Below are 21,375 nucleotides of genomic sequence, written 5' to 3' on the forward strand. Positions count from 1 at the left end.
ACCATTTTTCTTTTGTTGGAGTAAATATGAAGCTTTTTCGTACCCTGATGACGCTGCTTTTTGCCGGTGTCGTGTCTGTTTCGGCCATGGCGCAAGACCACGGCAACAAGGATGAAGCCAAGGCACTGGCGACTGCAGCGCTGGCGCATATCAAGAAGGTCGGTAACGACCAGGCTTTCAAGGATTTCACATCGGACAAGGCCAACTGGACCAAGAAGGATCTCTATGTCTTCAGTATTGACAACAAGGGAGCCGTGCTCGCCCATGGCGCCAATGAAAAATTGATCGGAAAAGTTCTGATCGACCTCAAGGACCAGAATGGCAAGCAGTTCATGCGTGAACTCGTCGATGTGGCTATGACAAAGGGTGAGGGCTGGGTTGACTATGACTGGGCAAATCCGACCACCAAGAAAGTCGAAGGCAAGTCCACATTCGTCAAACGCATCCCGGGTTTTGACGGTGGCGTGGCGGTCGGTATTTATCGATAGTTGGCTGACGGGCCTCGGCCAGCAGGTCTCGTGAAAGCCTCGGCCGAGGCGATGGAAACTCAAAAAATATCATTTTTTCGTTGGAATCATTCATGAAACTGTTTCGTACCCTGATGACGCTGCTTTTCGCTGGCGTTATGTCTGTTTCGGCCATGGCGCAAGACCACGGCACCAAAGATGAAGCCAAGGTGATGGCAAATGCGGCGCTGGCGCATATCAAGAAGGTCGGCAATGACCAGGCTTTCAAGGATTTCACCTCCGACAAGGCCAACTGGACCAAGAAAGACCTCTACGTCTTTTCCATGGAGATGAAAGGTGTTGTTTTGGCCCATGGCGCCAATGAAAAGCTGGTCGGAAAGAACCTGATTGAACTCAAGGATCAGAATGGCAAGGCATTCGCCCGTGAATTCATCGACGTGGGTTCCACCAAAGGCGAGGGCTGGGTGGACTACGACTGGGCACATCCCGTCACCAAAAAGGTGGAAGGCAAGACCAGCTATGTCAAGCGCATTCCCGGTTTTGATGGTTTTGTCGTCGTTGGGGTGTATCGCTAGTCAACGTTTTCCACTGTTGACTTGTGGTTGACCGGCTGCACTGCCCGGTGCCGGTCGGTCAACCGACTTCTCGAAAGAATTCCCCATGAAACCTATCTTCGATCGCCTCTCCCTGATGGCCAAAGTGGCCTTGGCGCCAGCGCTGGTGATGTTGTGCCTGCTGATTGTCGCCTTGTACAGCCTGTGGACGTCGCAAGCGACGTCCCGGACACTGGATTTCCTGACGCAGCAGAGCCTGGTACACGTGACTCTGGTCGCGGAGGCGCAGGAGCGTACGGTCGCTACCAATGCGATGGTGATGCAAAGTGTCGCCTATGCCGGGGCCGGCCTCAAACCGGACGTGATCAAGGCACTGGATCAAAAGATAGGCGGTGAACTGAAGGCGACCCAACAGCGCCTGGACCAACTGCGCGAGGTCTTGTCCAGTGATGCGGAAGCCGCTGCCAGGCTAACGCGGCTCGACGCCGAGTTCAAAAAATACACCAAAGCCGCCGTCGATACCCTCGATATGAAAGACGCCGATATCAGCACGGCCGCTGTCATGATGAGTGCGGCCGAAACTGCCTATGCTGAAACCCGTGGCTTGCTTGCTGAACTGTTCAAGCACGAGGTGCAGCTGGCGAATCGCCGTGGGGAAATTGCGACCGCCAGTCTGCGCACCGGCAACACCGCTACGATGACTCTGGCCGCCATTGCGCTGGCGATTGGCATGATTGCCACCTGGTTTATTGCGCGTCAGATCGTCCAGCCGCTTCAGGCTGCAGTCGGCATTGCCCGTGAGGTGGCGGACGGGAATCTGAGCCTGCGTGAGGTGCAAGCTGGTCGGGATGAGACCGGGCAGGTGCTTCGCGCGCTGGGCGAGGTGGCGCAACGGTTGAATGGACTGATTGCCAATATCCGCAATGGTGCTGATCAAATTGACACCGCTGCCAGTGAAATTTCGATTGGCAACAATGACCTTGCCACCCGCACAGAGCAGACGGCGTCGGCCTTGCAGGCGACCTCGTCATCCGTCGCAGATTTGGCGAACACGATCAGGCTCAACGCTGAAACGGCCATTCAGGCCAACAAACTCGCTTCGGAGGCTTCGCACGTGGCGCAGCAAGGCGGAAGCGATGTCGCCGAAGTGGTGAAGACCATGGATGCCATCAGCGTGCAGGCCAGGCGTATCAGCGAAATCATCGGCACCATTGATGGCATCGCTTTTCAAACCAATATCCTGGCGCTCAATGCAGCCGTGGAAGCGGCGCGCGCCGGGGAACAGGGCCGTGGCTTTGCGGTGGTGGCCAGCGAGGTGCGCAGCCTGGCCGGACGGTCGGCCGAAGCCGCCAAAGAGATTCGCGGTTTGATCGGCGCCTCTGTGGAGCAGGTGGAAGCCGGAACCGGCAAAGTTCATGCGGCGGGGGAGACCATGCGCCGAATCGTTGCGTCGATCGAGCAGGTCAGCACCATGGTGGCCGAGATTTCCCGTGCCACGGCTGAACAGGCCGATGCTATCCATGGCGTGAACGAGGCAGTGACCGACATGGACAGAAATACGCAGCAAAATGCAGCGCTGGTGGAAGAGAGTGCTGCGGCTGCTGAGTCGCTCAGAGTGCAGGCTGCCGGTCTGGTGCAGGCTGTTTCTGTTTTTCACGTGGCCTGAGCCGTTCGCCTGCCAATGGCAGGCAGGCTTTACATCACGGTGGCCAGCGGCAAATTGACCAGCAGGTTTTGTGGCTTGAGTTTGACCACGTTGTCAACATTCATTGTCAAGCCCAGGTAGACCGGTTTGCCGGCCACGTCGGCCCGCATCTCATTCGGGTTGACAAAGTCCAGCCGAAACAAGCTGATCATTCGCTGCATGCGGTCCGGTGCAACCGGCCGCTCTTCGTAGAGATCATTCAACAGGGCGGTGGACTCGGTGTCCAGCCCGACATGCCAGCGCCATGCGGCGTCGTCAATCTTTTGCTCTGGCCTGATGGTGACGGTTACGCCCAGAAAGTGCCTGATCCATTTTTCGAGCACGCGCGCCAGGGCCTTCAGGCCGCTTCGGGCCCGGGTCATGTTGAACGTCAGGCCATGGCCGAGGTTCTGGGTCACCTCATGGGTCAGGTCGAGCAGCAGGTTATGACGTTCACTGGCTTGCCAGTAGCTGGAGGCGTTATCGGTGTTCAGAACCTCCAGCGTGACGGTGCGCATGGGGGCACTGCCTTGCGTCAACAGCCGGCCGATCTCGCCGAGCCCGCCCGTCTCGTTGTACATATCGATCACGTCGCGGTCGCCGGCCAGGATTTGTCCGTCCTGGACCGAGATGCGCTGGGCGCGGAACAGGATTTCTGCTGCCCGTGCTTCATAGGAATCGGTCGAATCGTCCAGTGCGTTGCGCAGGATGGCCTGCGCAATCAGGTCCAGGAACAGTGGAGGGATGTTGACGGCGCCGTTGCGAAACAGCTGCAGGTAGTAGCCTTCCAGGGTGCCTGCAGCCAGTAGCGCATCACGAAAAGCAAGGAACATCGTGTAGTTGTCCCGCGCATCCGCGTCCTGCATTGCATCGAGCTCGACAAGCGGGATTGCCCGGGCGGGCGACGCGCACAGTGCTTCATGCAAGGCGGTTTCTGCGGCGCATGATTCAGGCACGAGCGACAGCTCGGGGCGCGCCAGAAACAGCCGCAGAAAGGCATCGGTGGGCACCAGCCAGCCGCGTGCATTGCGCGCAAGCGGGTCAAAGCCGCAGGAGGGCCAGAAGTTCATCAGGTCGTTGCTTCGTGGTTATGCGGGTGGAGGCGCCGGGATGAGCGGGTTGCGCCCGATCAACATCATCGTCTTGAGGCCCAGGAATGCGATCGCTGCCGAGGCAAGACCGAGGGCCGCTCCTCCAACAAACGGGGGCCATCCACCGCGCCGGACGACTTCAATCACTGCCCCGGCCAGTGCCGCCAGTGGAAAGGAAAACGACCAGAATCCAATGGCAAACGGCACGCGTCCCCACCATTTGTAGCGGGCCATGACCGCCACGATGGGTCCCGCTGAAATGCCCAGGCCAACGATCAGGATATCTCCGGGCAACAGCGGCCAGATTGCTCCGGCCGCCAGAGTGGCGACCGACGCCGGCGCCAGTTCCAGGCCAATCGTGGGTCGCAAGCCTTCGGGCATGCTGCCGTCGAACAGCCGGTTGAGTATGCGAACTTCGAGCAAGGCCCAACTGACCAACCCCATGCCGAACAGCAGCGCGGCCCATCCGGGGTAACCCAATGTGCTCAATGCCATGCCGCCCACCAGGCCTCCCCCGACCGGAGGCACATAGAGCGCGGGCGTGACTGCGGCCACGGGCAGCGAGGTTGCGGTGAGGGTCGCAACAATGCGAATGGCAACCACCCCCTGCAGCGTCAACGCCACCAGGAGAAACAGCAACCAGCCGGGATGGCCGGCTTCCCCAAAGTACACAGTGCACAACAGCAAGGACAGCGGAATCAGCGCCATCAATGAACTGATCAGCGGATGGCTGAAGTCTGCCGCAAAAGTGCGGCGATGGCGCAGGCACTTCGCGGCGTAGAGCAGCAAGAAAACGGTCAACAGGGCCACCGCTGACCAGGCGAGCGAAGATGCGACGGGCAATGCTATTGCCCAGCCGAATCCCTCGGCGCGGCGCCAGGCGCCAGCCAGGGCCAGCAGCCCCACCGGAATGGCAAAGAGGCCGACTGGGAAGCGGTCAAGCCAGGGGAAAAGCCTCATGGCGTCGGGCACGGCAAGTTATGTCTGGGCCTGCTGATCACCATCCCCGGCGCCCGCAGGTTTGGCTGCGCGGTAGCCGTTCTTGGCGAGAATTTCGAGGTAAAACGCGTCGCCCCCGTCCTTGGCGACGGCGTCAATCAGACTGGTGATGGTCGCGAAATGGACAACCGTGGCGTTATCTTCGCTGGTGCCGAACTTGCAGTCAAAATCCCAGAAGTCCACGCCCTCGGGCAGCGGCACCCGTCTTTGCCTTTTGACGTACTTGCGGATCTCGTGCTTGGTCGCTTCCAGCACCCGATCACGGTTTTTGCCTTCGATGTTCAGTTTGAATGTCTTTTTCACGGTTGCCTTGTGTGTCGGTCGGGGATCACCCCCTGAAGGGGGTTCGCAAGCGCTCGATTATCCCCTGACCGGCTTCGGCGGGACCCGCCGGGGCTTACACCATGCGCTGCCCGTGGCGGGCCTGGCCGGTGTTCCGGTGTGAGGCAGATTAAACTGGGCGTCTTGGGGCAAGCCCCCACATCCTCAAAGCACCTGTTCATGCCATTTTCTTCACTGGGTTTGTCCCCCGCCCTTCAGCGCGCTGTCAGCGCCAAAGCCTATTCTGCACCCACGCCGATCCAGGTGGCGGCCATTCCAGCTGCGCTGAGAGGGCAGGACGTGCTGGGCTCGGCACAAACCGGCTCCGGCAAGACGGCGGCATTCGCACTGCCGTTGCTGCAGCAACTGGAAAATCTTCCGCCTGAGAGCCCGCGGCGGGTTCGCGCGCTGATCCTGGTGCCCACGCGCGAGCTCAGCGCCCAGGTGGGCGAGGAGATTCGCACGCTGGCAGAGCACCTGCAGCGGTCGGTGAAGGTCTCCATTGTGTTTGGGGGCGTGTCCATCAATCCGCAGATGATGCGTCTGCGCGGCGGCACCGACATTGTGGTTGCCACCCCCGGCCGTTTGCTGGACCTGATTGACCACAATGCCCTGGCGTTGGGGGGTGTCACGACGCTGGTGCTCGACGAAGCAGACCGTCTTTTCGACCTGGGTTTTGCCGAAGAACTCCGGCGCATCCTCTCGCTGTTGCCTGAGAAGCGCCAGAACCTGTTCTTTTCGGCCACGTTCCCCCCGGCGGTACAGGCTCTCGCACAGACCTTGCTGCGCGACCCGGTCCGGGTCGAGGTACTGCCCGAGCCGCAGGGCCAGCCTGACATCGTGCAGCAGGCCATTGCCGTGGACGCGGGTCGCCGCACCCAGTTATTGCGTCATCTGATCCAGCAAAATCACTGGAGCCGCGTGCTGGTTTTTGTTGCCACCAAGCACGCCGCGGAGATGATTGCCGACAAATTGCGAAAAGCCCGAATCAATGCCGAGCCCTTTCACGGTGAGCTGAGTCAGGGCAAGCGCACGCAGGTCCTGGCCGATTTCAAGGCGTCACGCCTGAAAGTGGTGATCGCCACCGATGTGGCCGCCCGTGGCCTGGACATTGCCCAGTTGCCGGTCGTGGTGAACTACGACCTGCCGCGCTCGGCGGTTGACTACATTCACCGCATCGGCCGTACTGGCCGTGCCGGGGAGCGCGGTATCGCCGTGAGCTTCGTCAGTGCCGACACCGAAGCGCATTTCCGTCTGATAGAGAAGCGTCAGAGCCTGGACTTGCCGCTCGAACGCATTGAGGGGTTCGAACCGTCGGAAACCGTTGCCGTAATCGCACCGTCGGTGGATAGCGCGGCCGGTGGCATCAAAGGCAAGCGCCCGAGCAAGAAGGACAAGCTCCGGGCGGCAGCAGCCCGGGGGCAATGACCCGCAGGTGACGCCCTGTCATGGAAATCCCGGATAAGCTGCGGCGCAAACGCATCTCAATCCGGTCGATTCACAGGAGATCTCCATGACCCATCTATTCTCCCTCCAGGGCCGCACAGCGCTGATCACGGGCGGCTCGCGCGGCATTGGCCGCATGATTGCCGCTGGCTTTCTGGCGCAGGGCGCGCGCGTCTACATTTCGGCGCGCAAGGCCGCGGCCTGCGACCAGACCGCGCAGGAGCTTTCCAGCATGGGCCACTGCATTTCGCTGCCCGGCGATGTGTCCACCGTGGAAGGCGCCAGGGCGCTGGCGGCGGCCTACACCGCGCATGAGCCGCAACTGGACATCCTGGTGAACAATGCCGGCGCCGCCTGGGGTGCACCGTTCGATGAATTCCCCGAGAGCGGCTGGGACAAGGTTGTCGATCTGAACTTGAAGACGCCTTTTTTCCTGACCCAGGCCCTGGCGGCCCCGCTGCGCATGGCGGCCCGGATACGACCGGCCAAGGTGATCAATATTGCGTCGATTGATGGCCTGTCCGTCAACCCGCAGGAAACCTATTCCTACGCGGCCAGCAAAGCGGGTTTGATCCATTTGACGCGCCGCATGGCATTGCGCCTGATCCAGGACAACATCGTCGTGACGGCGATCGCGCCCGGTGCCTTCGCATCGGAAATGAACCGTGATGCGCGTGACCATGCGCAAGAAGTGTCGGCTCGTGTCCCCGCCGGACGTGTCGGGGTGGACGAAGACATGGCCGGGGCCGCCATCTATCTGGCTTCGCGTGCGGGCGACTATGTGGTGGGCACCACGCTGGTGGTGGATGGCGGTGTGACGCTCACCCGCTAAGGGGTGTCAATGCACGCTCTGTGAGAGCCGCCTCAAGGCAGCGCACCGGGTGCGCGCGAAATCAGTTCAGCAGAAATGCGCTGTCCTGGTCTTTCAGGTCTTGTGCATCAATGGCGGCATCAAAAGCGGCGCGGCTGGCCAGTGCTTCCTGGGTGTAGGGGATCAGAGGCTTGTCCAGCGGACGCAGCTTGTGGCGACGCAGGCCGCGCAGTTGCAGAGACCGCTCCATGGTTTTCAAGACCAGCTCGGGCTCCATCATCAGGCTGAAGGGGTTGAGCGTGAGTGCAGTGTTATTCATCATGGTTCTCCGGTGGTTCAAAGCGCCAGAGGGATACTTTGGCGCTTGAGAGAACTTTATCCGGCGGGCCGGGTTGCTGAAGTCGGCAAACGGCTGTAAACAGTGTAGGTGTTTCCCTGACACCGTGACCCGTTACAGGAGCCGCACTTTCACGCTCTTGCCCTTGACTTTTCCTGCATTGAGCTTTTGCATGGCCTCCAGCGCGATGTCACGGTTCACTGCCACAAAGGTGGTGAATTCGGTGACGTTGATCTTGCCGATCTGCTCCCGGGTGTAACCGGCGTCGGCAGTGAGTGCGCCCAGTACGTCGCCCGGGCGTATTTTTTCCTTGCGACCTCCCAGAATCTGCAGCGTCACCATGGGCGGCAGCAAGGGCCCCTGACCGGTAGGGGTCAGCTCGTCCAGCTTGTGCCAGACCGAGGGACGGTTTTGATACTGTTCGATCTTGCCGACAAAACCCATTTCGTTCATGCTCGCCAGGCTCAGCGCCAGACCCGACTCGCCAGCGCGGCCGGTGCGGCCAATGCGGTGCACGTGCACCTCGGGGTCGGGCGTGATGTCCACATTGATCACGGCTTCCAATTGCGTGATATCCAGACCGCGCGAGGCGACGTCGGTCGCCACCAGTACCGAGCAGCTGCGGTTGGAGAACTGCGCCAGCACCTGGTCGCGCTCGCGCTGCTCCAGCTCGCCATAGAGTGCGAGCGCGCTGAAGCCCTGCTCCTGCAGGTAAGTCACCAGATCCTTGCACTGCTGCTTGGTGTTGCAGAACGCCAGCGTGCTGACAGGGCGAAAGTGATTGAGCAACTGCGCCACTGTCGCGAATCGATTGTGGCGGGTCACCTCGTAAAAACGCTGCTCGATCAGATTCTCGGCGTGTTGCGCTTCCACCTTGATCTGCACCGGCGTGCGCATGAACTGTTGGGCGAGCTTTTCAATGCCTTCCGGATAGGTGGCCGAAAACAGCAGGGTCTGCCGCTCCTTCGGACATTGTTTGGTCACGGTGGCAATGTCGTCGAAAAAGCCCATGTCCAGCATGCGGTCGGCTTCGTCCAGCACCAGGGTGTTGAGGGCTTCGAGGTTCAAATACTCCCGCTCCAGATGGTCCATGATGCGGCCCGGCGTGCCGACTACGATATGCGCGCCCTGCTCAAGCGAAGCGCGCTGGCCGCGCAGCGCCACGCCGCCGCACAGGGTGACGACCTTGATGTTGTCCGTCGCGCGGGCCAATCGGCGAATCTCGATCGTCACCTGGTCGGCCAGTTCGCGCGTGGGACACAACACCAGCGCCTGCACGGCGAAGCGGCGCGGGTTGAGGTTGGTGAGCAGGGCCAGGGCGAAGGCGGCGGTTTTCCCGCTGCCGGTCTTGGCCTGCGCAATCAGGTCTTTGCCGGCCAGGGCGATGGGCAGGCTGGCTGCCTGGATCGGCGTCATCTCGAGATAGCCGAGTTGCTCAAGGTTGGCCAGTGTTGCGGGGTTCAGGGCCAGGGACTCGAAGCGGGTGCTGGATGACGGTGTGGCGGTGGCGGTCGCCACCTTTGGTACGGTTGTGCTCATGGGTCGATTATCCGCAGTTGGCAGCATTTGCTGATCCGCCGGACGATTCAACCGCATTTTGGGCAGAATGGCAGATGGCGCGAGCTCACCGCGTCCTTCTGGAGATTCCCATGCGTCACATCCTTTTTTCCCTGCTTCTGGCCCCGGTTCTGCTGACAGGCTGTGGCAGCGCCGTGGTCAATCCCGTCACCGGCGAGAGCGAACGTTCGGTCATGAGTGAGGCGAGCGAACTGGCCGAAGGACAGAAGGCGCACAGTCAGGTGCTGCAAGAGTATGGCGTGGTGAAAAACGCCAGGCTGCAGGCCTATGTCAACGACCTGGGCCAGCGGCTGGCCAAGCTGTCGCACCGCGGCAATCTGCCGTGGCGCTTCACCGTCCTCGACAGCCCGGAGATCAATGCGTTTGCGCTGCCCGGTGGCTATGTGTACGTGACGCGCGGCATTCTGGCCTATATGCAGAACGAGGCTGACCTGGCCGCCGTCCTGGGCCACGAGATCGGCCACGTCACGGCGCGCCACGGGGCCCAGCGCGCCACCCGTGAGACGGATGCCGGTCTGGGCGTGCTCGCCGCCACGGTGCTTGGGGCGGTATTGGAGAGTCAAGGGATGTCGGGCGCCGGCCAGATGGCCAGCCAGGTGTCTCAAACTGCGGCGGCGGGCTATATCGCCTCCTATGGGCGCGAACAGGAGTTGCAGGCAGACCGGCTGGGGACCGAGTACCTGGCGCGCAGCAGCTATGACCCCAGGAACATGATCAACATGATCAACGTGTTGAAAAACCAGGAGCGTTTTGAGGCGGATCAGGCCCGCGCCGAAGGGCGGGCGGCCCCGGCTCAGAACAGCTGGCTGGCCTCGCACCCCAGCAACGACCAGCGCCTGCAAGTGATCACCCAGTTGGCAGCCCAATACCCGGGACAAGGCAAAGTCACCTACGGTGACGAGGGGCGTACCCGCTATCTGCAGGCCATCAACGGCGTGGTTTTTGGGGAGGCAGCCGACCAGGGGCTGACGCGCGGCCGCAATTTTTACCATGAGGCGCTGGGCATTGCGCTCACCACCCCGCCAGGCTGGAAGATTCAAAACGATGCGGATCGGCTCGTCTTGATGAATGCCGGGCGCGACGCCGCGCTGGTGATGAGGACCGTGCCTCCGCAGGCCGGGAAAACCCATGACGAGGTCATTCGAAACCTGCTCAAGCCTGACCAGGGGCGCTCAGACCGCCTGGTGATCAACGGCCTGCAGGCCACGCGTTTTGTGGGTGCGCGCAACAATGCGCAGGGCCAGGCGCAGGGTGTGGAAGCCACCGTGGTGAGCGGCCCGGCCAACACCACGTACCTGTTTTCCTACGTTGGCAAGGACGCGGCGGCCCTACAGCGTGCGCGGCGCCAGTTGCAGGAAGCAGAAGGCTCCTTTCGAGCCATGACCGCGGGCGACCATGCGGCGGCCCGGCCCTGGGTCATCAAGACAATCCCCTATCCGCGCGGCGGATTCGCCGAGATGGCGCGCACCTCGCCGCTGACCAGCCCCGAGCAGCAGTTGCGCCTGATCAACGGCTTCTATGGTGGCGGCGAGCCCAATCCGGGACAGCTGGTGAAAATCATTGCGACGCCTTGAATTCATGTCCAATAGGGGGATGGAAAACGAACATGACACGAACAGGCGCCTGACCGACCTGGAGATCAAGGCCAGCTTCACCGAAGACCTGCTGGAGCAACTGGACCGGATCATCGTTCGCCAGCAGCAGCAAATCGACAGCCTTATTCGCGAGATAGGTTACCTTCGCCAGTCCAGCGCCGAAGGGGGCGCCAGCGTGCCGCGCAACCCGCGCGAAGAAATGCCACCCCATTTCTAACCAAATAACATCGACATGGAACCAACCTCAACGCCGCCGCCAGACAACGCTGATGCCGACCCGGCGACAGGGGCTGCGGCACCCGCCGAGCCGCCCCGCATGCTGCTGCACATGCCGGTGGATGTGCGCAGCGTCTCGCTGGCGGTGCTTGCCACGCTGGCCAGCGTGTTCATGCTGCGCTGGGCCAGCGCCGTGTTCATTCCCGTGATGGTCGGGTTGCTGTTCAGCTATGGACTGTCGCCGGTGGTCGACTGGCTGGCGCATCGCCGGATTCCTCGCGCGTTGAGCGCGGCTGTCTTGGTGCTGGGCATTGTGTCTGGCGTCGGCGCCACCGTGTATTCACTCAGCGATGATGCGGGCAAGCTGGTTGAGTCGCTGCCGGTGGCGGCGCAAAAACTGCGCCACTCCATTCGTGCGCTGCAAGGCAAGCAGGACAACACACTGGCGACCATGCAAAAGGCCGCGAGCCAGCTGGAGCAGGCGGCCGAAGAAGCGAACCGGGGCGCGCCGATGGACCGTGGTGTGCAGCGGGTGCAGATCGAAAAGCCGAAGTTCGCCATCAAGGACTATCTGTGGAGCGGCACGATGGGGCTGCTGGCCATGCTGGGCCAGATCGGGATGGTCGCCCTGATTACGTTCTTTCTGGTGGCGTCTGGGGATACCTTCAGGCGCAAGCTGGTCAAGCTGGCCGGGCCGACGCTGAGCCGCAAAAAGATCACGCTGCAGGCGCTCAATGAGATCAATGACCAGATTCAGCGCTACATGCTGGTGCAGCTCTTCACCAGCGTCATAGTGGGCGTGGCTACCTGGTTGTGCTTTCTGGCGGTGGGTCTGGAGCAAGCGGCAGTCTGGGGCATTGCCGCCGGCGTGCTCAATCTGGTTCCTTACATCGGTAATGTGATCATCACGGCCGGGTCAGCCATGGTCGGCTTCCTGCAGTTCGGCACACTGGAGATGGCGTTGCTGGTGGCCGGCATCTCCCTGGTGATCAACAGCATCGAAGGCTTTCTGCTGACGCCGTGGCTGACCAGCCGTGCCAGCAAGATGAATCCGGTCGCCATCTTTGTTGGCGTGCTGGCCTGGGGCTGGTTGTGGGGCGCCTGGGGCCTGTTGCTTGGGGTGCCCATTCTGATGGTCATCAAAGCCATTTGTGATCGGGTGGAAGACCTCAAACCGGTCGGCGAATTTCTCGGCGCCTGAAGGCGGGTGCTGTTGCGCCGCGTGGTGCCGTGCTCACAAATCGATGGCGCCCTGTCGGGGCCGTTGACGCGGCGTCGTCCTACGCGCAGGATTGCCGAAGGCGCATAAGATTTTGTTCTTGCATGGAAGACCGATAGGTATTGGATCCGTCACAAATCAGTCCCGGAAAACAGTGCCTGCGTCGTCCGAATGCGTCGCATAACTCACTAGGAAACATCATGAATACTCTTGCCTCACGTAGCCGTACCCTCGTTCTTAGCCTGACTGCCGTCGCCGCCGTGCTGGCCAGCGGTTGCGCCAACATGACTGACGCGCAGCGCAGCGCTGCCATTGGTGGCGGTGTGGGCGCCCTGGCAGGTGCCGCGATTGGCGATACCCGGGGCGCTGCGGCTCTGGGCGCGGGTGTCGGCGCCCTGGGTGGCTACATCTGGGCGCCGCAGATGGCCCAGAAGAAGGCTGCCATGGAGCAGGCCACGGCCGGCACCGGTGTGGCGGTGACGCAGACCGCTGACAACCAGCTCAAGCTGAACATTCCTAGCGACATTTCGTTCGACACCAATCAATCCACCATCAAGTCCAACCTGCGCCCGATCCTGGACCAGTTTGCGCAGGGCCTGAGCAGCCAGCCCAATACCGAGATCCGCATCGTCGGCCACACCGACAGCACCGGGTCTGACGCCATCAACAACCCGCTGTCGGTCAACCGTGCTGCCAGTGCACGTGACTACCTGGTTGCCCGCGGCGTGGACGGACGTCGCATCCAGATCGATGGCCGTGGTTCGCGCGAGCCCATTGCCGATAACAACACCGACGCTGGCCGTGCCAAAAATCGCCGGATTGAAATTTACCTGGCCGAGCGTTCCACGGCCCAGAGGTAAGCAGAAGGTCCAGCCTGCCCCAGGCGTCTTGCTGACGCGGCCGCCCGGTGGTCTGGATCGCTCGCGGGGACTGGAGTTGCTATTGTTATCATAGCTGCTTGTGCATATGGCACGAGGGCAAGAGGCCATTTCCATGACCCAACTCCACATTTCGACCCAGTTTGATTCCGGTGCCATTGAGGTTCTGAGCCTCGCCGACCCCGGCGATATTCAGCTCAACATCCGGCGCGACAACGCCAGTGAATTTGCGCAATGGTTCCACTTCTCGCTGCAGGGCGGTGCCGGGGTCGCCGTGACCCTGCGCTTTCTCAATGCAGGCAAGTGCGCCTATCCCAAAGGCTGGGAAGACTACCGCGTCGTGGCCAGTGTTGATCGCCAGCACTGGTTTCGCATCGCCACCCGTTACGACGGGCAGGTGATGTCCGCCGAAATAACGCCTTCTGCACAGAGCATCTACTTTGCCTATTTCGAGCCCTACTCCTATGAGCGCCATCTTGACCTGATCGGCGTCGCAGCCGATTCGGAGACGGTGGAGGTGCAGCATCTGGGGCAGACGCTGGATGGCCGTGACATGACGCTGTTGCGCCTTACCGACGTCCAGAGTGCCACGCCGATGGCAGAAAAAAGAAAAATCTGGCTCATCGCCCGCCAGCATCCCGGTGAAACCATGGCCGAATGGTTTGTGGAGGGCTTTCTGGAGCGGCTGCTCGACGCCGATGACCCGGTGGCGCGCGTGCTGCTGGCCCAGTGCGTGTTCTACGTCGTGCCCAACATGAATCCCGATGGCGCCGTGCGCGGCAACCTGCGCACCAATGCGGCTGGTGCCAACCTGAACCGCGAATGGCAAACCCCGACCATGGAGAAATCCCCGGAGGTGTTTCTGGTGCGCCAGAAGATGATGGAGGTCGGGGTCGACCTCAACCTGGATGCCCATGGCGACGAAGGACTGCCTTACAACTTCTGCGTCGGCACCGAGGGCAATCCGGGCTACACGCCACGTGTTGAAGCGCTGGAGGATGCCTTCAAGGCATCGTGGCTGGCCACGTGTCCCGACTTCCAGACCGAGCAGGGCTACGGCCGCACCTCGCCGGGCGAGGCGAACCTGACGCTGGCCACCAACTGGGTGGGGCAAAACTTCGACTGCCTGGCGTTCACCATCGAGATGCCGTTCAAGGACAACGCCAAGCTGCCGGATGCGTTGACGGGCTGGAGCGGTGAGCGATCCAGGAAGCTGGGCGCCAGCGTGCTGCTGCCCATCCTGGCGGTAGTCAGGCAGTTGCGCTGACCCAGTGATTGCCCGGCCTGAGGTGGCGTGCTATCAAATTAATAGCTACGAACACATATACCACATGGGCTAGAGTCCGAAAACCTATAAATTCAGGCGTAGTACTGCGCCACAAAATCTTCAAAGCTGCCTTGCTCGGCGGCTTCCCGCTGCGCGTGCTCACGCAAGGATGCTTCGACGCTGGCCACAAATCGGGCCGTGGCGCTGGCGTCCAGCGCCTGTGCCTGCAAGGCCTGCGTGTGCTGTTGCGACAACTGCATGGCATATTTGAAAAATCCGCCATGCTCCCGGGCTCCTGCCAGCATCTGGGCCGATGGTGTGCTGTCCGGGTGGTCGATGCGCCCGCGCAAGTCTCGCATCGCCATGGCATAACGGCTGCCCCCATAGGCGGCGTCCAGCATCTCGGCAAAGGGCTGCATGTCGTCAAACAACTCATGCGCCAGGGGGCGGAAAGGCTGCTCTCGGTTGTGCACCAGCAGGTGCAGATCGGGCTGACGGCCACGGTTGACCACACGGCGCTTGTTCTCGTCGTTTTCGCTCTGCTCGCGGCTGGTGATGGGCGGGCTGTCGCGGAACAAACACATCAGCAGCAGCACATCGGCAAACGCGCCTTGTTCCGGCGTGATGCCGATGTCGACAAACGGGTTCAGGTCGAACAGGCGCATCTCGACGTATTCAACGCCGTATTTATGCAGCGCCTTGGCCGGGCGCTCGCCCAGTTTGCCGATGCGCTTGGGGCGCATGCTGGCGTAAAACTCGCTTTCGGTCTGTAGCAGGTTGGCGTTGAGCTGCTTCCAGCGCGTGCCGTCGCGCACCCCCAGTTCCTCATAAAACGGATCGGGCGTGCGGATCGCCGCTTCCAGTGCCTGGGTGTACTCGGCCAGCGAATTGACGCTGACGCGCAGGTTGGCCTGGGCCCGGTTGTGGTAACCCAGATCGCTCATGCGCAAGCTGGTGGCGTAAGGGCCGTAGCGGGTGCCGGGGACCAGTTCCGGCAAATCCGAGGGCTGACCTTGCAGAAACGATTCGCAGATGGCGGGTGAGGCGCCGAACAGATAGGGAATCAGCCAGCCATAACGCAGAAAATTGCGGATCAAGCCGAAGTAGCGCTGGCTGACAAAATCTTCCAGTTTGCTGCCGCCCAGGCAACAGTCTTTCAGCGCCAGCCAGAAGTCTGTCGGCAACGACCAGTTGTAATGGGCGCCCGCAATGGTCTGCATCTTGCGGCCGTAGCGCAAACTCAGACCCTCGCGGTAGACGTACTTGAAACGGGCCGCGTTGGAGCTGCCGTAGTCGGCAATCGGAATGTCCTTGTCCTCGCCCAGGACGCAAGGCATGGAGCCGGCCCACATCGCTTCACCACCAAGATGTGGCGCCACGTAGCGGTGAATGTCGCGCAGAAAACGCAACGGAAAGTCCGGGTCCTGCGACGGTGGCGTGATGAATTCGAGCAGCGCCTCCGAGTAGTCGGTGGTGATCCAGGGGTGCGTCAGCTTGGAGCCCAGCGCCAGCGGGTGCGGCGTTTTGGCCAAGTGGCCAGCCGCGTCAACGCGCAAGCACTCGCGCTCGAAACCGCGCGTAATGCCGCGCAACACCTGCGCCTGGCCGCTGGTGAAAAATTGCTGGACCGCGTCGCAGCAGGTGAACTTCAGCATGGATTCTTTCTCTTTCTGAAATCTTGCGGGACAGTCCGCAGTTACACGCAGTGAACAAGCTCTGTCCCAAACACTTTAAGACGGCTGGCAGTATGGCAGTTTTTGGACTTTGTCGTGAACGCCGACAGAGCAATGGTTCAGGTATTCTGATTGCTGTGCCGTGTCGAGGGCCAGCAAAAAAATCACGCTCTATGAACGTCAGGTCCTAAGTGTAAACACCCACAAATTCGGCAACCGTTTTCGTGATAACGTAGGCCAACAACACGGACAAGGCGCGCCCAGAAGCGCCAACGTGAGATGAGGGAGGGCTCATGAAAAGCTGGCAAGAGGTGGTCTCGCTACTCTGGGTGCTGGTGCGTGGAAGGTTTTGGTTGTAGCGGGTTTTGATGCTTCGAAGGTGCGGGGGCTTTATGGGAATCACTGCCAGTTATTTTCTGTTCTTAACGCCCTAGGATGTGTATTAGGGGCGATGGGCTATCTTGGGATAGCGTAGCAAGAGTCCGGCGCTCTATGGGGTGGTCTTGGACGTCCTAGGATCGGTCGGGCACGACGACCCGCTTGTCTCAAGATGTCGGTTTCAACACGATGGTCAAGTGGTCACCCAAGCGAATTGTGAATACGTTATTTGCGGTGGCCGGACCGGCAACTGAATAGGCGTGGTCCCCCGGACCTACATCGTACCAACTGCTGGTTCCACCCGGGTCGATCGAAGTGTTTGTGCTGCAATCTGTACACTTAACAACCACAACCTTAGAATATGTATTTTGCCATCGAACCTGTGTCGGAATAACGCTGTTGTCACCACCTCCACCTCCACCTCCACATCCCACAAGCGCAAACGGTGACACAATACTGACGATCAAAGCAAACTGACATGCAACCCGTCTAACAATATTCATGTCGATTCTCCTTTCAAGTTACTCAGTAAATCATAATAAACAAGACAAACAACGTGGAGCAACTTACAGAGGTCAGAGCCTGCGTGCGGTCATTATTCGTGCTTCGCCAAAGACGAGGGTCCTTCGAAGTGCGTTGCACCACAGCCGGTCAATATGTTGTATTACCTACCCGTACTTCGGGGCCGGGTTGAATCGAGGGCGCAGTCAATACCCCGGTCATTGTGCTGACAATATTTGTTCCAATGTAAACTTTCAATGTGTAGTTTGCGGTGCCGTCTCCCTGATAGTACCTAACTCCATACGTGTAAGTACCGTGAAGAGCCTTCCCGGTTGGCCAATAAGCTCGCTCAGGTCCTCCGCCGTCGTCCTTGGGGCCACAATCTGAGTCATAGCAGAAACCTCCACGGTCATCATAATCGATTAAACCACCATCAGGGCTTGGGCCTAAACCATACCCATTACGAGAGCTCGATAATTCTTGGCCTCTCGGATCGGCTACCCACATGTCAATATCTGGCCCACCGGATTTCGACGAACCGGTCCAAGACCAAGTTAATACGAAGCTAATATCTCCCTTCGGGGGCGGTTCAACAGCAGGTGGCTCAACAATAGGGCAATGACTGTTAGCACCCAAAAAGTTTGACGAGATAATATTGTGCGGATAATCTGTAGGCAAGCTTAAACACTTGGACTGCGTTGTACCCTCAACGCATTGTTGTGGTTCTATCCCGTATCCGGTCGTCGTGCAGGCACCGTAAATGACCGGCGCAATCGCACCAGGGGTAGTAGTATTGCTTCCTCCAATGCTTCCACCTCCCCCGCCACACCCCATCAATAGTACCAGAACGCATACGAAGAATAAGGATACAGTATTCGATAGACGCACAATTCACCCCCCAAAGAAAAATCTCATGCTTAGACTCTATAAGTTTAGAATTGCTAGAAACAGGATATCAGCATGCATTAGAACATGCCAGAAATATGCCGATCTTGCCCCACTTTAACAAGACAGACTTGCGGCCCACGTCAAGTCAACTTGTTTCAATAACGTTCCTCACAACGTTTGGGCTTAAACTGTCCCAATTCGCAACTGTTTGGGTTCTAAAACGGCGGCTTCAATTGTAATGTCAGTGTGTGTCCCTGCTCGATGGTGTAAGAGCCACCTAATATTGTTCCTGGACCGGTAATTGAATAGCTGTGCGTTCCTGGCGCTACATCGTACCAAGAGCTCGTAGCGCCTGGTTGAATCTGCGTGTTTGTGCTCGAATCTGTTGATTTAACAGTCATAGTGTTTGAAAATAAATTTTGAAAGCGAATCTGTGTATAGGGACTCGCGTTATCACCACCACCACAGCCGCTCAAAACCAATAACACACCTGTGGTCAGGACGATCCACCTTGTAACTTTTCTAATGAGACTCATAATATTTTGCTCCTTTAAGTTGATGTGAGATTAATACAAAATTCAAAATTGGGGCATTAGAGCGCCGAAATAGTAGTGCATACCGGCCGCGGCGCCTGGTGATCCGACAGCGCCAGAAGAACAAAACAAGGCAGGATCCCTCCCTTGGCAGCCCGCCTGCTGCGTGTCAGTGGTGGGGAGTGGCACGCTACCAAGTCATCTATCCGACGGAAAACTTCCCCACTCTGGCTGGTTCGATCCTGGTTGAGGGGCGGCATGTTGATCGGGGTGTGTAAATTGTAAAGATTTGTTTCACTCTAACCAACAAAATAGACCATGTCAAGATTGTTGTTACAGATTTTGTGGTATGAAACATTTTTGCCACTTTTTGGCAGACGCGCAGCGATGTCCAAAGGTCATTCTTGCGTATTTCAGCCCATCGTGGACGGCGTTTCAGGGTAACTGTCCGCGAATCCCCATCTTGCGTCGGTAGGGCATCGCTGGCATCGTCATGGGCATGGAATCAGTCCCCAATTTTTTGACAGTAGCGCAGCGCCGGCGCGGTGCGCCGTTAATCCGGCATGGCCAAGAATTCTGGCAGCAAGTTTTGCATGACCATGAGACTTCAGGTCTGAGCCCGAGTCAGTTTTGTCTTGAGCGCGGGCTTGCCAAGGCGACCTTCTTCAAATGGCGTAAGGTATTGAAGGGGCAGTTGCAAAGCGGATCGTCTGCGTCACACCTTGAGACCCAATGGTTGCCGGGTTTCCTTGCAGTTCCGTTGGGGCCGACGCAAACCATCCCGGTAAATTGTCAGACCCCGCAGGCATCCATGCGAAGCGATGTTGAGCATCATTGCAGTGACGCCAAGATGGCCATCAAACTCGGTGGCGTGGATGTGGTTCTCATCGGCCATTACGCCGATCGCGTCATGCGAATCATCACCGAACGCCTGAGTGGCGGCGGCTTTCGTTAAGCCCGGCGGATGCTGGTCAACACCAACACCAACACCTGCGCCTGGATCTGCGAGCATCCGGTGGACATGCGCAAGTCCATTGATGCCCTGGCAGTGCTGGTTGAGCCGCTGTTCAATGCCAACCCACTCTCGGGCCATCTCTTTGTCTTTCTGTGCCGCCACCGCATCCGCATCAAGATCCTGTACTGGGACCGAACCGGCTTTGCACTTTGGTACAAGCGGCTTGAAGGGGCGCGCTTTGCGCACCCCGGTGAGATTGCCAAGGCAGGCCTGAACATGGCGCAGTTGTCGGCCTGGTTGGAGGGCATGCCGATTGTAAAAAGTAGTTTCAAAACGGTGAACGCGACGCGCGTCAGTTGAGCCGCAAGGTCGAATTATTTTCACCCTCTGCGTACGCATTTTTATTGACGATTTCCTCTCCCATTTTGTCAACGTCTGCTCTCCAAAAACGTTAACTGGAGATGCTCGCTCTGGCTCCTTTGAACGTCGACATACTGCCTGATGATTGTGCAGTTTTGAAGGAGCTCCTGGTAAGGCTGCATGCGCAATACGGCGCCGCCATTGAGGCCATGCACCAACAGATCTTGAAGCTGCGGCACGCCCAGTTTGGGGCCAGCAGCGAACGCCTGAGCCCACAGACCGAACTTTTTGCAGAGGTACTCGATTTGCCACTGCCACCAGTGGTCAAACAAAAGATTTCGTACGAGCGCAAACACAAGGGTCCAGCACACAACCCCGCTGCGGCAGCAGCACCGCCCGGCGGGCAAACAGACCGGCAAACCTGGCCGTCACAGCGCGCGCATTCTCATCGACGGTGATGCTGATCAGGCCCAGCACCGGGCTGGCCGGCAGCACATCGTCGGCCAGCATTTTTTGCCAGGGACGTCCGGCCACAAAGGCAGCCGAGCAAACCCCCTTGGCCGCCATGCCGGCCGCATTTTGCGGTATGCCCAGGTACAGCAGGGCGCCTACGACCAGCGCCACCAGGCCCAGCAGCAGCCCCAACAGCGTCAGCAACACCCGTTTGATCCAGCTCGATGCATTCGCCATCAAAGTTCCCGGTAGTCATGGAAGGACCACTTTACCCGAAGCAGCAGAGCAAATCACGGGTGGGGTGCTTTGATGTATCCCCCATTTGGGGGATGGACGCCAGCCGGATTGCTCAGCACAATGTGATCCAGACGTGGGCAAGGCGCACCGATAAGCGTCAAGTCAAGGGAGTGTGATGGCAAGTTGGCAAGAGGAATTTCTCGGCGCCACGGAGGGCCAGCGGTGCGAGCATGCGGTGTTTCAAGAAGTCGAAACCGCCGCGCGGGCGCTGGGCTTTGAGCACTGTGCCTTCGGACTGCGCGCCGCACAGCTTATCTCCTATCCGAAGGCCATCATCCTGAACAACTTCGCTGCCTCTTGGTGGGCCCGTTATGTCAACTCGGACTACCTGCAAGCCGATCTGGCGGTCCCGCCGGGGCGTCGCACGCACCGCTCGCCGGCCTTGAACGACAAGATCTTTGCTTCAACACGGCAACTGTGGGACGAAGCGCGCTGCTGTGGCCTGCGTGTCAGGTCGACCGCATCGAGTCTGGAGGTGATGGGTGTCGCCGGCCTGTTGACCTTGGCGCGCGCCCAGCCGGCGTTGTCGGCCGTGGAGTTTGCCAGCCAGGATATCAAGCTGTGCTGGCTGGTCAATGTCTCGCATCGGACCTTGTACCGGATCTTCGCGTCCCGGCCGCGGGCGGTGTCCTTGTAGCCGGGGAAGCGGTTGGCGATGGGGCCGAGCTAGCGCAGCAGGCGCCGGACGATGGACAATAGCGCCATGCCTTATCTGCCTGCCTTTATTGCCCCCGCCCGCTTCACCAACCCGGCCAGTGCCCTGGCGCGCGCCCGTGAAATTTACGACGGCAGCATCGCCCACCTGCGCTCGGCCATGCAGCGTTTTGTGGCCGGTGAGCGCCTGCCCGGTCATGTGCGCGCCTGCTACCCCTTT

At 59.8% G+C, this 21,375-nt stretch carries 21 protein-coding genes and 1 pseudogene; 15 read left to right on the plus strand and 7 right to left on the minus strand.

Annotation, left to right across the window (positions count from 1 at the left end):
- Positions 1 to 26: 26 nt before the first annotated feature.
- The 3 genes from Q7T10_RS13275 (at position 27) to Q7T10_RS13285 (ending at position 2,687) form a co-directional block, all read left to right on the plus strand.
- Positions 27 to 488: a cache domain-containing protein gene (locus Q7T10_RS13275; RefSeq protein ID WP_304748971.1), complete on the plus strand. Its 462-nt coding sequence runs from the start codon at positions 27 to 29 to the stop codon at positions 486 to 488.
- Between the two features lie 92 nt (positions 489 to 580).
- On the plus strand, positions 581 to 1,042 hold the full coding sequence (locus Q7T10_RS13280) for a cache domain-containing protein (protein WP_304748972.1): 462 nt from the start codon (positions 581 to 583) through the stop codon (positions 1,040 to 1,042).
- A gap of 85 nt (positions 1,043 to 1,127) precedes the next feature.
- Positions 1,128 to 2,687 (plus strand): methyl-accepting chemotaxis protein, encoded by a 1,560-nt coding sequence (locus tag Q7T10_RS13285; protein ID WP_304748974.1) that lies wholly within the window; start codon positions 1,128 to 1,130, stop codon positions 2,685 to 2,687.
- A 29-nt stretch (positions 2,688 to 2,716) separates the two neighbouring features.
- Here Q7T10_RS13285 and Q7T10_RS13290 read toward each other — a convergent pair whose 3' ends face one another.
- The 3 genes from Q7T10_RS13290 to Q7T10_RS13300 are packed head-to-tail and all read right to left on the minus strand — an operon-like array spanning position 2,717 to position 5,098.
- Entirely contained in the window at positions 2,717 to 3,775 is a 1,059-nt protein-coding gene (locus Q7T10_RS13290; protein ID WP_370653766.1) for a DUF6352 family protein, read from the minus strand.
- An 18-nt stretch (positions 3,776 to 3,793) separates the two neighbouring features.
- A complete protein-coding gene (locus Q7T10_RS13295) occupies positions 3,794 to 4,756 on the minus strand; it encodes a hypothetical protein (protein WP_304748976.1) in 963 nt (320 codons plus the stop codon).
- An 18-nt stretch (positions 4,757 to 4,774) separates the two neighbouring features.
- On the minus strand, positions 4,775 to 5,098 hold the full coding sequence (locus tag Q7T10_RS13300) for a DUF6172 family protein (RefSeq protein WP_304748977.1): 324 nt from the start codon (positions 5,096 to 5,098) through the stop codon (positions 4,775 to 4,777).
- A 198-nt stretch (positions 5,099 to 5,296) separates the two neighbouring features.
- Here Q7T10_RS13300 and Q7T10_RS13305 point away from each other — a divergent pair, with 198 nt between their 5' ends.
- Complete coding sequence (locus tag Q7T10_RS13305) at positions 5,297 to 6,544, plus strand: DEAD/DEAH box helicase (protein WP_304748979.1); 1,248 nt, start codon at positions 5,297 to 5,299, stop codon at positions 6,542 to 6,544.
- Positions 6,545 to 6,623: 79 nt separating this feature from the next.
- Positions 6,624 to 7,394: an SDR family oxidoreductase gene (locus Q7T10_RS13310; protein WP_304749023.1), complete on the plus strand. Its 771-nt coding sequence runs from the start codon at positions 6,624 to 6,626 to the stop codon at positions 7,392 to 7,394.
- Positions 7,395 to 7,455: 61 nt separating this feature from the next.
- Here Q7T10_RS13310 and Q7T10_RS13315 read toward each other — a convergent pair whose 3' ends face one another.
- Positions 7,456 to 7,692, minus strand: coding sequence for a hypothetical protein (locus Q7T10_RS13315; protein WP_304748981.1), 237 nt, complete (start codon positions 7,690 to 7,692; stop codon positions 7,456 to 7,458).
- A gap of 132 nt (positions 7,693 to 7,824) precedes the next feature.
- Positions 7,825 to 9,249, minus strand: a complete 1,425-nt coding sequence (gene dbpA, locus Q7T10_RS13320) for an ATP-dependent RNA helicase DbpA (protein ID WP_304748984.1) — start codon at positions 9,247 to 9,249, stop codon at positions 7,825 to 7,827.
- A gap of 110 nt (positions 9,250 to 9,359) precedes the next feature.
- On the opposite strand from dbpA, the gene Q7T10_RS13325 reads away from it, so the two are divergent.
- From Q7T10_RS13325 to Q7T10_RS13345, 5 genes are all read left to right on the plus strand, one after another.
- A complete protein-coding gene (locus tag Q7T10_RS13325; RefSeq protein WP_304748987.1) occupies positions 9,360 to 10,862 on the plus strand; it encodes a M48 family metalloprotease in 1,503 nt (500 codons plus the stop codon).
- Positions 10,863 to 10,881: 19 nt separating this feature from the next.
- Positions 10,882 to 11,100: a SlyX family protein gene (locus Q7T10_RS13330; RefSeq protein ID WP_304748989.1), complete on the plus strand. Its 219-nt coding sequence runs from the start codon at positions 10,882 to 10,884 to the stop codon at positions 11,098 to 11,100.
- 15 nt (positions 11,101 to 11,115) lie between these two features.
- Positions 11,116 to 12,300 carry an AI-2E family transporter gene (locus tag Q7T10_RS13335; protein WP_304748990.1) on the plus strand — a complete coding sequence of 395 codons (1,185 nt, stop codon included), beginning with the start codon at positions 11,116 to 11,118 and terminating at the stop codon, positions 12,298 to 12,300.
- 218 nt (positions 12,301 to 12,518) lie between these two features.
- Positions 12,519 to 13,178, plus strand: coding sequence for an OmpA family protein (locus Q7T10_RS13340; protein WP_304748992.1), 660 nt, complete (start codon positions 12,519 to 12,521; stop codon positions 13,176 to 13,178).
- Between the two features lie 133 nt (positions 13,179 to 13,311).
- Positions 13,312 to 14,463 carry a M14-type cytosolic carboxypeptidase gene (locus Q7T10_RS13345; protein WP_304748995.1) on the plus strand — a complete coding sequence of 384 codons (1,152 nt, stop codon included), beginning with the start codon at positions 13,312 to 13,314 and terminating at the stop codon, positions 14,461 to 14,463.
- 92 nt (positions 14,464 to 14,555) lie between these two features.
- Here the strand turns inward: Q7T10_RS13345 and gshA are convergent, their stop codons facing one another.
- Positions 14,556 to 16,118, minus strand: a complete 1,563-nt coding sequence (gshA, locus tag Q7T10_RS13350; RefSeq protein WP_304748998.1) for a glutamate--cysteine ligase — start codon at positions 16,116 to 16,118, stop codon at positions 14,556 to 14,558.
- A 3,129-nt stretch (positions 16,119 to 19,247) separates the two neighbouring features.
- Between gshA and Q7T10_RS13355 the strand changes: the two genes are divergently transcribed.
- Both Q7T10_RS13355 and tnpB read left to right on the plus strand, forming a co-directional pair.
- On the plus strand, positions 19,248 to 19,391 hold the full coding sequence (locus Q7T10_RS13355; RefSeq protein WP_304749001.1) for a hypothetical protein: 144 nt from the start codon (positions 19,248 to 19,250) through the stop codon (positions 19,389 to 19,391).
- Positions 19,392 to 19,400: 9 nt separating this feature from the next.
- Entirely contained in the window at positions 19,401 to 19,751 is a 351-nt protein-coding gene (tnpB, locus tag Q7T10_RS13360) for an IS66 family insertion sequence element accessory protein TnpB (RefSeq protein WP_304749003.1), read from the plus strand.
- 68 nt (positions 19,752 to 19,819) lie between these two features.
- Here tnpB and Q7T10_RS13365 read toward each other — a convergent pair whose 3' ends face one another.
- Entirely contained in the window at positions 19,820 to 20,083 is a 264-nt protein-coding gene (locus Q7T10_RS13365) for a hypothetical protein (RefSeq protein WP_304749005.1), read from the minus strand.
- On the opposite strand from Q7T10_RS13365, the gene Q7T10_RS20820 reads away from it, so the two are divergent.
- The 3 genes and pseudogenes from Q7T10_RS20820 to Q7T10_RS13380 form a co-directional block, all read left to right on the plus strand.
- Positions 19,976 to 20,209: a hypothetical protein gene (locus Q7T10_RS20820; RefSeq protein WP_370653768.1), complete on the plus strand. Its 234-nt coding sequence runs from the start codon at positions 19,976 to 19,978 to the stop codon at positions 20,207 to 20,209. The genes Q7T10_RS13365 and Q7T10_RS20820 overlap by 108 nt on opposite strands.
- A gap of 407 nt (positions 20,210 to 20,616) precedes the next feature.
- Positions 20,617 to 21,138 (plus strand): autoinducer binding domain-containing protein, encoded by a 522-nt coding sequence (locus Q7T10_RS13375; protein ID WP_304749007.1) that lies wholly within the window; start codon positions 20,617 to 20,619, stop codon positions 21,136 to 21,138.
- Between the two features lie 66 nt (positions 21,139 to 21,204).
- Positions 21,205 to 21,375, plus strand: a pseudogene (locus Q7T10_RS13380) (AMP nucleosidase); the annotation flags it as partial.

The organism is Rhodoferax sp. (genome assembly GCF_030646845.1).
GTDB lineage: Bacteria > Pseudomonadota > Gammaproteobacteria > Burkholderiales > Burkholderiaceae_C > Rhodoferax.

Excerpts from the sequence above, each read along its gene's own strand:
- Q7T10_RS13275 (WP_304748971.1), top strand. The coding sequence starts at position 27 with ATGAAGCTTTTTCGTACCCTGATGACGCTGCTTTTTGCCGGTGTCGTG.
- Q7T10_RS13280 (WP_304748972.1), top strand. The coding sequence starts at position 581 with ATGAAACTGTTTCGTACCCTGATGACGCTGCTTTTCGCTGGCGTTATG.
- Q7T10_RS13285 (WP_304748974.1), top strand. The coding sequence starts at position 1,128 with ATGAAACCTATCTTCGATCGCCTCTCCCTGATGGCCAAAGTGGCCTTG.
- Q7T10_RS13290 (WP_370653766.1), bottom strand. The coding sequence starts at position 3,775 with ATGAACTTCTGGCCCTCCTGCGGCTTTGACCCGCTTGCGCGCAATGCA.
- Q7T10_RS13295 (WP_304748976.1), bottom strand. The coding sequence starts at position 4,756 with ATGAGGCTTTTCCCCTGGCTTGACCGCTTCCCAGTCGGCCTCTTTGCC.
- Q7T10_RS13305 (WP_304748979.1), top strand. The coding sequence starts at position 5,297 with ATGCCATTTTCTTCACTGGGTTTGTCCCCCGCCCTTCAGCGCGCTGTC.
- Q7T10_RS13315 (WP_304748981.1), bottom strand. The coding sequence starts at position 7,692 with ATGAATAACACTGCACTCACGCTCAACCCCTTCAGCCTGATGATGGAG.
- dbpA (WP_304748984.1), bottom strand. The coding sequence starts at position 9,249 with ATGAGCACAACCGTACCAAAGGTGGCGACCGCCACCGCCACACCGTCA.
- Q7T10_RS13325 (WP_304748987.1), top strand. The coding sequence starts at position 9,360 with ATGCGTCACATCCTTTTTTCCCTGCTTCTGGCCCCGGTTCTGCTGACA.
- Q7T10_RS13330 (WP_304748989.1), top strand. The coding sequence starts at position 10,882 with ATGGAAAACGAACATGACACGAACAGGCGCCTGACCGACCTGGAGATC.
- Q7T10_RS13335 (WP_304748990.1), top strand. The coding sequence starts at position 11,116 with ATGGAACCAACCTCAACGCCGCCGCCAGACAACGCTGATGCCGACCCG.
- Q7T10_RS13340 (WP_304748992.1), top strand. The coding sequence starts at position 12,519 with ATGAATACTCTTGCCTCACGTAGCCGTACCCTCGTTCTTAGCCTGACT.
- Q7T10_RS13345 (WP_304748995.1), top strand. The coding sequence starts at position 13,312 with ATGACCCAACTCCACATTTCGACCCAGTTTGATTCCGGTGCCATTGAG.
- gshA (WP_304748998.1), bottom strand. The coding sequence starts at position 16,118 with ATGCTGAAGTTCACCTGCTGCGACGCGGTCCAGCAATTTTTCACCAGC.
- Q7T10_RS13355 (WP_304749001.1), top strand. The coding sequence starts at position 19,248 with ATGCGAAGCGATGTTGAGCATCATTGCAGTGACGCCAAGATGGCCATC.
- tnpB (WP_304749003.1), top strand. The coding sequence starts at position 19,401 with ATGCTGGTCAACACCAACACCAACACCTGCGCCTGGATCTGCGAGCAT.
- Q7T10_RS13375 (WP_304749007.1), top strand. The coding sequence starts at position 20,617 with ATGGCAAGTTGGCAAGAGGAATTTCTCGGCGCCACGGAGGGCCAGCGG.